This window comes from Kitasatospora sp. NPDC057542, from assembly GCF_042801945.1.
Classification (GTDB): domain Bacteria; phylum Actinomycetota; class Actinomycetes; order Streptomycetales; family Streptomycetaceae; genus Kitasatospora.
The window spans coordinates 1-11,272 of sequence record NZ_JBHVFE010000292.1 but is presented as its reverse complement, the minus strand read 5'-3'; the positions used below and the strand labels follow the sequence as shown (position 1 = coordinate 11,272).

Sequence of the window (11,272 nt, the reverse complement as noted above, 5' to 3'; positions counted from 1 at the left end):
CGGTTGCGGGCGCGGGGGGGGGGGGGGGCGGGGGGGGGGGTGTGGGGGGGGGCCGGGGGCCCGCGGCCGGGGGGCGGGGGGCGGGGGTCCCCCCCCCCGCCCCCCGACGCCGGCAGGCACCCGCTCGCCCTCGCCTACGCCGTGTTCACCTCCGGGTCCACCGGCCGGCCCAAGGGCGTCCTGGTGCCGCACCGAGGCCTGTCCAACCACCTGCTCGCCGTCGTCGAGCTCTACGGCCTCGACGAGCGCGACACGATGGCCTTCAACGCGCCGCTGACCTTCGACGTCGCTGTTTGGCAGGCGCTGACCATGGCGGTGGTGGGCGGTCGGGTCCACGTGCTGGACGAGGACACTATCCGCGACCCGCTGGCGCTCGTCCAGTGCGTCGCCGCCGAGGGCATCACCGTGCTGCAGATCGTGCCTCAGGTGCTGCGGGCGATCCTCGACCTGTGGGATCTCGACGACCGGTACGTCGACCTCCTGGGCGGGCTGCGCTGGATGCTGGTGCACGGTGAGGAGCTTCCCCCGGACTTGGTCGACCGATGGTTCTCGCGCCACCCCGGCATCCCGCTGGCCAACGTCTACGGGCCGGCCGAGTGCTCGGACGACGTGTCGATCTCGGTGATCCGCGCCGGCGACGACTACCGCCGCAAGCGGGCCCCGATCGGGCAGCTGCTGCGCAACATGAGGGCCTACGTCCTGGACGACTTGCTCCAACTGGTGCCGGCCGGTGTGGTGGGGGAGCTCTACGTCGGCGGCGCGGGCCTCGCCCGGGGCTACGCCGGCCGGGCCGACCTCACCGCCCAGCGCTTCGTCGCCGACCCGCTCGGCACGCCCGGCGAACGGATGTACCGCACCGGTGACCTGGTCCGCTGGAGCGCCGGCGGTGAGCTGGAGTTCATGGGGCGGGCCGACCACCAGGTGAAGATCCGCGGGCACCGGATCGAGCCCGGCGAGGTGCAGGCCGTCCTGGAGCAGCACGCCCTGGTCCACCAGGCGTTCGCGCTGGCCCGCGAGGACCGGCCCGGCGACACCCGCCTGGTCGCCTACGTGGTGCCGGTTTCGGGCGCTGCGCCCGAGCCGGCCGAGCTGCGGCGCCATGCCGTCGAGCAGCTGCCGGACTACATGGTCCCGTCGGCGTTCGTGTGCCTCGCCGAACTCCCGGTGACACCGAACGGCAAGATCGATCGGAAGGCCCTGCCGACCCCCGAGCCGGCCGCGACCCGGCTGGGAGCGGCGCCGCGTACCCCGCAGGAGGAACTGCTCTGCGGCCTCTTCTGCGAGCTGCTGGACCTGCCCCAGGTCGGCGTCGAGGACAGCTTCTTCGACCTCGGCGGGCACTCGATGCTGGCGATGCGCCTGCTCAGCCGCATCCGCACGGTGCTGGGACTGGACGTCACGGTGCGCTCGCTCTTCCAGGCGCCGACCGTGGCGGGGATCCTCGCGGCCAGCGGAGCGCGCGACGATGGTGAGGACTTTGGTGTGCTGCTGCCGCTGCGGCCCGGCGCCGACAGCCCACCGCTGTTCTGCGTCCATCCGGCCACCGGTCTGGCCTGGACCTACGCCGGGCTGGCCGCGCACCTGCCGCCCACCGTGCCGCTGTACGGGCTGCAGGCCCCCGGCCTGGCCGAGGGGGCGAGCCGCCCCGCGGACCTGGCCGAGCTGACCGACCGGATGCTCGCCGAGATCCGCGGCGTGCAGCCGGAAGGCCCCTACCGGCTGCTCGGCTGGTCGCTGGGCGGCAACATCGCCCAGGCGCTCGCCGCCCGGCTGGAGGGCGAGGGACACCGCGTCGACCTGCTCGTCCTGGTCGATGCCTACCCCGGCGAGGTCTGGCCCTACCCGGCCCACGCCACCCCCGAGCAGTGGGACGAGTTCAGCCTGCTGAGCACGCTCGCGCCGGAGGCGGTCGACCCCACGCGGGTCGACACGGACCTCAGCGGCGTGCTGGACCTGCTGCGCCCGGCCGCCCTGGAGCGGTTGGCGGTGGCGCCCGAGGTGCTGGACCGGCTGGTCCGGGTTGGTGTCAACGCCAGCCGGCTGGTGGCCCGGCACCGCCCGGCGCGCTTCACCGGCCGGACCGTCTACTTCACCGCCACCCGCAGCCGCGGCGCCACCCGGCCGAGCCCGCGCTCCTGGGAGCCGTACCTGGCCGACCTCACCGAGCACGACCTCGACTGCCGGCACGAGGAGGCCATGGACGCCGAACCGCGCCGCCGGATCGCCCGGATCATCACGCCCGACCTGACCCGCCCGTGAGGGCAACGAACGTGAGCCATCGGAAGGCGAGTAACACCCATGACCGAACTCCTGCAACCGACCTCCTCACCCGCCGCCGAGTCGGAGCTGCGCAACCGCTTCCAGGGCCCGATCGTGGGGCCCGCCGACCCTGACTACGACACTGTGCGGGCGGTGTGGAACGGCATGCACGACCGCCGGCCGAGCCTGATCCTGCGCTGCACCGACACGACCGACGTCAGCGCCGCGCTGCGCTACGCCAAGGCGAGCGGCCAGGCGGTGACGGTCCGCGGCGGCGGCCACAACGTCGCGGGTACCGCGCTGGCCGACGGCGCCGTGCTGATCGACCTGTCGCTGATGCGGGAGGTGACGATCGACCCGGAGCAGCAGCTCGCCCACGCCCAGGGCGGCTGCCTGCTCGGCGACGTCGACGCTGCGACCACCGCGTACGGCCTGGCCTGCCCGGCCGGCGTCGTCTCGCACACGGGTCTGGGCGGACTCGCACTCGGCGGCGGCTACGGGTGGCTCGCCCGCAAGTGGGGCTTGACCTGTGATCACATCATCGCCGCGGAGGTTGTGCTGGCCGACGGCAGCGTCGTGGTGGCCGACGAGAGCAAGCACGCCGAGCTGCTCTGGGGGCTGCGCGGCGGCGGCGGCAACCTGGGCATCGTCACCCGCTTCACGCTCCGGCTGCGCCCGGTGGGCTCGGTGCACTTCCACACCGGTGTCTTCGCCCTCGCCGACGGGGTGGCGGCGCTCGCTCGCTACCGGGAGTTCGCCGAGGCGCAGGCGCCCGACCTGCACACCGTCGGCGCTCTGAAGTACGCCGGCTCGCAGGACTGGGTGCCGGCCGAACTGCGGGGCAAGCCGGCGCTGTTCCTGACCTCGGTCTGGTTCGGCGACCCGGCCGAGGGGCCGGCGCAGACCGAGCCGCTGTTCGCGACCGCGGCCGGCGAAGAGGCCCGGCTGATGAGTTACGCCGAGCTGCAGGCCCTGGGCGACCACGGCGAGCCGCACGGGAACCGCTACTTCACCAAGTCCTGCTACCTGACCGAGCTCACCGCGGGTGCCGCCGAGGAGCTGATCGCGAGCGGGGCGGCGATGGTGTCCCCACGCTCGTCCATCGACTTCGAGTACCTGCGCGGCGCCATCGCCGAGGTCGCCGACGAAGCCTCCGCCTTCCCGCGCCGGGACGCCCCGTACATCGTCACCGTCTCGGCCCAGTGGACCGATCCCGCGCAGGACCAGGCCAACGCGGCCTGGAGCCGCGCGGGCGTCGAGCGGCTCGCGCCGTGGCACCTCGGCGGTGCCTACGTCAACTACCTGCAGGACGAGCAGCCGGGCAAGGTCGCCGAGGTCTACGGGACCCGGCGGTACGAGCGCCTGGCCGATCTCAAGCGCCGTTTCGACCCGGAGAACGTGTTGTCCGGCAACCAGAACATCCCTCCCACCGCATCCGCGCACCAGTAAGAAGGGGCATCCCAATGTCGCAGCACACTTCGCATACTCCGAGTGTCATGCCCCCGGCAACCTATGCCAGCAACGAGCCGGGAGCCTTCGTCAAGGCCCTGCGCTCGCCCTGGTACCAGCTCGTGGCAGAGCTCCACGAGACCCTCCAGTGGGCGACCATGGAGTACGCGCGCTCGCAGGGCCTCAAGCACCTGTGGCTGCCGATCACCACACGCACGGTCACCTGCCCGACCGCGCTGGGCAGCGACACCGAGGCGGTCAAGGTCAGCGTCAGCGGCGTTGACACCTACCTGGCGGACTCGATGCAGTTCGCGCTGGAGTACGGCTGCCGCCTCTCGCCCGGCGGGTGCTACAGCATCCTGCCGTCCTTCCGCGGCGAGACCCCGGACGCCACACACCTGAACCAGTTCACGCACAGCGAGGCCGAGATCCCCGGTGGGATGGAGGACCTCATCCGTTACGTCAACGGCTACGTCAAGGCGCTCGCCGCGGCCGTGCTCGACCAGCACGGCGACCGGCTGGCCGACGCGCGCGGCGACATCTCCCACCTGGAGCGAATGGTCAACCACACCGCCCCGTTCGAGCGGCTGACCTTCGACGAGGCCGTCAGGTTGGTGCAGGACGAGGACGGCTGCGTCCGTGACGAGGGAGACTGGCGCACCCTCACGCGCAAGGGCGAGCGCCTGCTGATGACCAAGGTCAGCGAGTTCCTCTGGGTGCACGACCTGGACACCCTGGCGGTGCCGTTCTACCAGGGCTTCGGTCCGGACGACAGCAGCCGAGCCCGCTGCGCCGACCTCTTCTTCGGGATGGGCGAGGTCGTCGGCTCCGGGGAACGCCACGTCGACGCCGACCTGCTGCGCAAGTCCATGGCGATGCACAACGTCAAGGAGGACGAGTACGACTGGTACGTCCGCATGCGCGAGGAGAGTCCGATGCTGACCTCCGGGTTCGGCATGGGCTTCGAACGCTTCCTGATGTGGGTGCTCAATCATGACGACATCCGCGACCTCCCGCTGATCTCCCGGGTCAACGAGCCCGAGGCGTGGCCCCCGGCGGTTGTCCGGCCGTAGCTCCGGCCCGTGTCCCAAATCCTTCGAACGTGCCGTCCCCATCCACCCGGTGGGTCCGGGGACGGCACGTCCCACCGCACGAATCGAGACACAGCGCGATGACGCTCCAGCCCGTACCGCTCCTGTGCCTGCCTTACGCGGGCGCGGGTGCGAGCGTGTTTTGGAAGTGGCGCCAACTGGCGCCGCTGGGCCTGCGACTCGCGCCCCTGCAGCTGCCGGGGCGCGAGGAGCGGACCAACGAGGAACCGTTCCGTAGTGTGGCCGACGCCGTTCATGCCCTGCTGCCCGACGCCGTGGCCGCGGCGGCCGGACATCGCCGGGTCGCCGTGTTCGGTCACAGCATGGGCGCCGTCCTGGCCTTTGAACTCGCCCGCGCCCTTGAGGAGCGCACCGAGATCCCGGTGGCTCACGTGTACGTGAGCGGATCGCCGGGGCCTTACCACGGCCGCGCCGAGAACACCGTCGACCTCGACGACGACACCTTCCTCGCCGCTGTGGAGCAGTTCGCCGGGCACCGGCACCCGGCCTTCGAGTTCCCGGAGTTCCGGGAACTGCTGCTGCCGATGTTGCGCGCGGACGTGGCCATGCACGAGAGCTACCGCCCGCTGTCCGACGCCCCGATCCAGGCGCCGGTCAGCTGCCTACGCGGCGACCAGGACACCCTGGTCAGCGCGGACGACGCTGCGCAGTGGTGCAAGGTGACGACCGGTCGGTTCACCTACATCGAGCGGCCCGGCGGCCACATGTACCTGCTCGACACGCCTGCAGAGCTGCTGCGCCTGATCGCCGCGGACCTGCACCCCGACGCGCCGGCAGAGGCACTCGCCGGCCCGGCGCAGGGTGCTTCGAGCAGCCGGGAGACGCCGTGCGACTAGCAGACAGGACTGTCATCGTGACCGGGGCCGGCCGCGGGCTCGGCCGTGCGACCGCCGTCCGCTTCGCCCAGGAGGGCGCGGATCTCGTGCTCCTCGACGTCGGCGCGGACATCAAGGGCGTGCCGTACCCGCTGGCCAGCCGCGACCAGCTGGACCGGACCAACGAGTTGTGCCGGCAGGCCGGCGCCTCCACCCTGCCGCTACTAGCGGACGTCCGCGACAGCGCGTCGGTGCGGGCGGCGGTCGACGGCGCGCTGCGGCGGTTCGGCCGGGTCGACGCGCTGGTCAACAACGCCGGTATCGCGGCTCCGTCGGGCAAGCCGGTGCACGAGATCAGCGACGACGAGTGGGAGTTGATGCTCGACGTCGACCTCTCCGGGGCCTGGCGGATGATCCGGGCCGTCGCGCCCGCCATGCTGGAGCGGCGCAGTGGCAGCATCGTCAACGTCTCCTCGACGGCCGGCCTCGTCGGGTACCGGCACTTCGCGGCCTATGTCGCGGCGAAGCACGCCCTGGTCGGGCTGACCAAGGCGGCGGCGCTCGACTTCGCCCCGCGCCAGGTGCGGGTCAACGCCCTGTGTCCGGGCTCGGTGCGCGACGCCGCCCACGTCGAGGGCCGCATGCTCTCCGAGATCGCCCGCAGTCTCGACGTGGACGTCGACGAGCACGAGCAGACTTTCGTCACGGCCCAGCCGATGAACGCGCTGATCGAGCCGGAGGAGATCGCGAACGCGGCGCTCTGGCTGGCCGGCGACGACTCCCGCCAGGTGACCGGAACCACGCTCACTGTCGACGGCGGCTTCTCCGCCCGATGAGCGACCTTCTCGGCTGATGTGGATGAAGAGATGACTGAACAGACTCACACAGGGACCGACACCTGGCCCGTGCTCGGCGGCCAGGCCGAGCACGGCCTGGTCCTCCGGCTGTCCGGCGCCGCCGCGATCGAGCGGGCGGCGGCGGAGGTCGCCCAAGCGGCCGCGTCAGCGCGACTGGCCGAGATGGGCAGCTACTGGATCACCGACGCCGGAGCTGGGTCGTGCTCGGCCGCGGCCGCCGGGCGCGGGCGCCGGGAGGCGCTGCGCCCGCTTCCGCGTGGCGCCGGTCTACGCGTGGTCCTGACACGCTACCAGGACGAGGCCGCCGACCTGAGCATCGTCGCCCGCCGTGGGCTGCTGGACCACGGCGGCCTGCGCAGGCTGGCTGGGGCGCTGACGACCGCCGACGCCGAGGCGACCGCCGTGCTCGGTGCCCTGCACGAGGCGGGCGTGCCCGGGACCGCGGGCTGGCGTCCGGCCGCCGCACCTGGCTGGGGGCTGGCCGGTGACATCGTGTCCGTTCCCGTGCCGGCAACCGGCCCCGAGTCCCGCGAAGCGGCTGGCCGGACGCCCGTGCGCCCCGGCTGCGTCGTCGCCGCCGCCGCTCTCGCCCTGAGCCGGTACGAGCGCAGCGCCGCGGTACGGCTGGCCGTAGTGTCGACGGAGTCCTTCGGGTACGCCCCCGAGGCCAAGGTGGTCCAGATCGAGGTCGACGAGGATCTGGCGATCGGGCAGTTGCTCGGCCAGGTCGAGTCCAGGCTCCGCGATCCGGGAGAGGCCGGTGGCGAGGAGAGTCCCGCGGTCTGCGTGGTGCTGACCGACCGCCGGCTTGACGAGACATACCTGCCCTTCGCCCCGCACGCCTTCCCGTTGGTACTGACATTCGTCCAGGAGCAGGGCGATGTCCTCCTCGACACGTCCGCCGGGGCGCCCGAGGCCGTGCACGCGACCGTCGCCGAGGCGTTCACCCGCCAGGTCGAGTGGCTCGCGTCCCAGCTGGACCGTGCGCCGGCCGAGCAGACCGTCAGCAGCCTCTCGCTTCTCTCCGACGCGCAGGCGCATGCCGTCGTCGCACTGGCGGACAACACCGCGCTGGGCGGTGCGCAGCTCACGGCCATCCCTGGCATCATCGAACTGCTGGCTCGGACCCAGCCGGACGCGATCGCCGTGAGCGACGAGACACGGCAGTTGAGCTACCGGGAACTGGATGAGTCTGCCTCGACGTGGGCCCGCGCTCTGGTGCGGCAGGGCGTTGCATCCGGCGAGTTCGTCGGCGTCTGCCTCAAGCGCACCGTCGACCTGGTGGTCGCCCTGCTGGCCGTGCTGAAGACCGGTGCTGCCTACGTCCCGCTCGACCCGCACGCGCCGGACGAGCGCCTGCGGTATATCGCACAGGACGCCGAGCTCAGCGTGGTCATCAGCACCCTCTCCACCTTCCCCGCTCGGCCGGGTACGCCGGTACTCTCGCCCAGTGCCCTCTCGGAGGCGGCGCGGACGTCACCCGACCTGACACTGCCGGCTGTCCGCCCCGAGGACACCGCCTATGTCATCTACACCTCCGGAACCACCGGGCGGCCCAAGGGCGTGGTGGTGCCGCACGGCAACGTCGTGGCCCTGCTGGAGGCCACGCGCAAGGATATGGCGCTCGGCTCGGACGACGTCTGGACCTTCTTCCACTCGGCGGCCTTCGACTTCTCGGTCTGGGAGATCTGGGGCTGCCTGATCACGGGGGGACACCTGGTCGTCGTGCCCTACCTGGTCACCCGGTCGCCCGAGGACTTCCACGCCCTTCTGGTGCGCGAGGGCGTCACCTTGCTGAGCCAGACCCCGTCCGCCTTCGCCGGCCTGTTGGAGGTCGACGCGTCCAAGGGAGGGCCCTCACCGCGCATCGTCGTCTTCGGCGGCGAGGCCCTCGACCCGAAGATGCTGGGCGGCTGGTTCCGTCGCCATCCGGTCCGCGAGAGCCGGCTCATCAACATGTACGGCATCACTGAGACAACTGTGCATGTCACTCTGCACGACGTGCAGCCCTGGGCGCCCGCCGAGCGCGCTCGCACCGTAGGGCGCCCGCTCGCCGGGTGGTCCCTCTCCATCCGCGACGCGCAAGGCCGCCCGCTGCCCCCCGGCGCGGTCGGCGAGATCTGGGTCGGGGGAGCCGGACTCGCGAAGCAGTACCTCAACCGGCCCGAACTCACCGTCGAGCGCTTCGTGGTTGACGGCGTCACAGGCCAGCGCCTGTACCGCAGCGGCGATCTGGGGCGGCTCAGGCTCGATGGCTCGGTCGACCACGTCGGACGGCTGGACGACCAGGTCAAGATCCGCGGTTTCCGCATCGAACTGGGCGAGATCCGCTCGGTTCTCCTCGACGACCCCGGCGTGACGGATGCCGCGGTGATCGTCCGCGGCCAGGAAGCCGGACCGGCCCACACACGCATCGTCGCCTACGTCGTGGCGGCCGACGGCTCGAGCGCCGCGGACATCCGGCGGCGCGCCTCGGGCCTGCTGCCCGATTACATGGTGCCGGCGGAGCTGATCACGCTACCCGCACTGCCGTTGACCATCAACGGCAAGCTGGACCGCGCGGCGCTGCCCGATCGAGCCACGGCTGCGGGGCGGACGGAGGAGGTGCTCGCCTCCGATCACCCCGCGGCTTCCGACACCCTGGACAGGCTCCTCGCCATCTGGCGGGCCGTCGTGGCGCCGGACGCCCGAGCCGACGACCACTTCTTCGAGAACGGCGGTAACTCCCTGCTCGCGGTCCAGCTCCTGAGCGCTGTGCGCAAGGCAGGACTGGGCTCGGTCGCGTTGCGCGACCTCTACGCCCACCCCACGCCGTCGGGGCTGGCGGCCTGCCTCATGCCCGGCGTGCCAGGCTGAGCCCGGTCGGGGGCACGGCCCGGCTCAGCCCGTGCCGACGCCCCGACGGACGCTCGGGCGGGCCTGGTCGAACTCGCCACGGCCGTTCCTCCCACCAGCCGACAGTACGGCGGCACGAGCCGATCAGCCCGGGTACGCCGCGCTGAGGCGGGGAGGAGCGACCGAGCACCTTCCCGGTGCCGACCGCCGCCCGGAGTCACCGCCAGGGTGTCTGCTGAAGCGACGTCAGGAAGTGGTGGCACATGCGTCAGCCGGTGCGTATCCCCATACCGGCCGCACCGGAGCGGATGAACCCCGTCATCACCACGGTGCTGGCGGTGGCCTGCGGGCTGACCGTGGCCAACCTCTACTACGCCCAGCCTCTGCTCGAACTCGTCGCCCGTTCATTCGGGGTGAGCCAGGGCACGGCGACAACAGTGGTGACACTGACTCAGGTGGGCTACGCTCTCGGGCTGTTGTTCGTGCTCCCGCTCGGCGACCTGGTCGAGAACCGCCGACTCGCCACCCGGACGCTGGTGGTGACGGCGACCGCGCTGCTGCTCGCCGCGGCGAGCCCGTACTTCGCCATGTTCCTCGCCGCCTCGGTGCTGGTAGGCACCACGTCCGTGGTCGCCCAGGTGCTCGTCCCGCTCGCCGCCCACCTCGCGCCCGCCGACCGGCGCGGCGCGATCGTCGGCCAGGTGATGAGTGGCTTGCTGATCGGCATCCTGCTCGCCCGCACGGTCGCCAGCCTGGTGGCCGATCTGCTCGGCTGGCGGGCGATCTACTGCGTCTCCGCGGCGCTGATGGTGCTGCTCGCCCTGGTGCTGCGCTGCGTACTGCCGCACCGTGCCCCCGAACACACCGCCAACTACCGCTACCTGCTTGCCGGCCTGGGCGAACTGGCGCGCCGGGAACCGGTGCTGCGCCGCCGCGCGCTCTGCCAGGCGACGATGTTCGCAGCCTTCACGGCCTTCTGGACCGTCATCGCCTACGAGCTCATCGACGAGCACCACTTCGGCCAGGCCCAGATCGCCCTCTTCGCTCTGGCCGGCGTGGGCGGTGCGGCCGCGGCCCCGGTCGCTGGCCGCATCGCCGACCGCGGCCATGGCAGCAGCGCCAGCGGTGCCGCGCTGCTGCTTGCCTCGCTCGCCTTCTTTCTCGCCGCCGCCGGACACCGGTGCGTCCCACTGCTCGCCGCCGCCGCGGTGCTGTTGGACTTCGCCGTCCAGGCCCACCAGGTCATGAGCCAGCACGAGATCTACGCCCTGCGCGGCGACGCCCGCGCCTGGATCAACACCGTCTTCATGACCTCCGTCTTCGTCGGCGGCGCCGGCTCCTCGGCCGTCGCCGGCGTCCTGCACACCGCGTTCGGCTGGCGCGGCGTCTGCGCGTTCGGCGCCCTCCTCCCACTGGTGGGCCTGCTCATGTGGGCTTACGGCACGTGGACGATGACACCGCGTGCTCGGCCGTCCGCAGACCCGGAGCATCCAGCGGAGCCCGCGCGGAGCGCGACCCGTACCCAACAGCGAGTGACCGGGCTGTGACCTCCGTGCGGCGTCCGAGCCATCCTTGTGACGTCTCGTTGGCCAGACTTGCGAGCCGACCCGGCTACCTTCACCAGTCAGGCGTCGAGCACCGCCTCCTTGAGCTGCACGAAGTGCGCCAGATGGCATCCTTCCGCGTACCGCTGCCGGACGAAGCTGACTCGGCTTCCGAGGCGCCGGTGCGGAAATCACCGGTGCAGCCAGGAAGTGATGCAGCCGGGCTCCGAGATCGAGGACCTCGACCGTCACGTTCTTCGGATCCCCGAAGGTCCATCGGGTGACGGTCGCGGACCCCGACCTGGTTGTGCTCATGTGTTCGGGGTTGCGGGTGAGGTCGACTGATGTGGTTACTTGAAGCAAGGTGCGTCCTCCGCTGGCGTGCTCTCACTGGTGAGAGC

At 71.8% G+C, this 11,272-nt stretch carries 7 protein-coding genes; all 7 read left to right on the top strand.

What is annotated here, in order from left to right; all coding sequences use genetic code 11:
• The first annotated feature begins 39 nt into the window (after positions 1–39).
• The 7 genes from ACFU7Y_RS29485 (at position 40) to ACFU7Y_RS29455 (ending at position 10,874) form a co-directional block, all read left to right on the top strand.
• Positions 40–2,259, top strand: a complete 2,220-nt coding sequence (locus ACFU7Y_RS29485) for an amino acid adenylation domain-containing protein (RefSeq protein ID WP_380770222.1) — start codon at positions 40–42, stop codon at positions 2,257–2,259.
• Between the two features lie 39 nt (positions 2,260–2,298).
• Positions 2,299–3,708 carry an FAD-binding oxidoreductase gene (locus ACFU7Y_RS29480; protein WP_380770221.1) on the top strand — a complete coding sequence of 470 codons (1,410 nt, stop codon included), beginning with the start codon at positions 2,299–2,301 and terminating at the stop codon, positions 3,706–3,708.
• Positions 3,709–3,755: 47 nt separating this feature from the next.
• Positions 3,756–4,781 carry an amino acid--tRNA ligase-related protein gene (locus tag ACFU7Y_RS29475; protein WP_224274622.1) on the top strand — a complete coding sequence of 342 codons (1,026 nt, stop codon included), beginning with the start codon at positions 3,756–3,758 and terminating at the stop codon, positions 4,779–4,781.
• A 155-nt stretch (positions 4,782–4,936) separates the two neighbouring features.
• Complete coding sequence (locus ACFU7Y_RS29470; protein WP_374119895.1) at positions 4,937–5,656, top strand: thioesterase II family protein; 720 nt, start codon at positions 4,937–4,939, stop codon at positions 5,654–5,656.
• Entirely contained in the window at positions 5,647–6,471 is an 825-nt protein-coding gene (locus ACFU7Y_RS29465; RefSeq protein ID WP_380770220.1) for an SDR family oxidoreductase, read from the top strand. Before ACFU7Y_RS29470 ends, ACFU7Y_RS29465 begins: the two co-directional genes overlap by 10 nt.
• A gap of 30 nt (positions 6,472–6,501) precedes the next feature.
• Entirely contained in the window at positions 6,502–9,348 is a 2,847-nt protein-coding gene (locus ACFU7Y_RS29460; protein ID WP_380770219.1) for an amino acid adenylation domain-containing protein, read from the top strand.
• 254 nt (positions 9,349–9,602) lie between these two features.
• A complete protein-coding gene (locus ACFU7Y_RS29455) occupies positions 9,603–10,874 on the top strand; it encodes an MFS transporter (protein ID WP_380770217.1) in 1,272 nt (423 codons plus the stop codon).
• Positions 10,875–11,272: the final 398 nt, after the last annotated feature.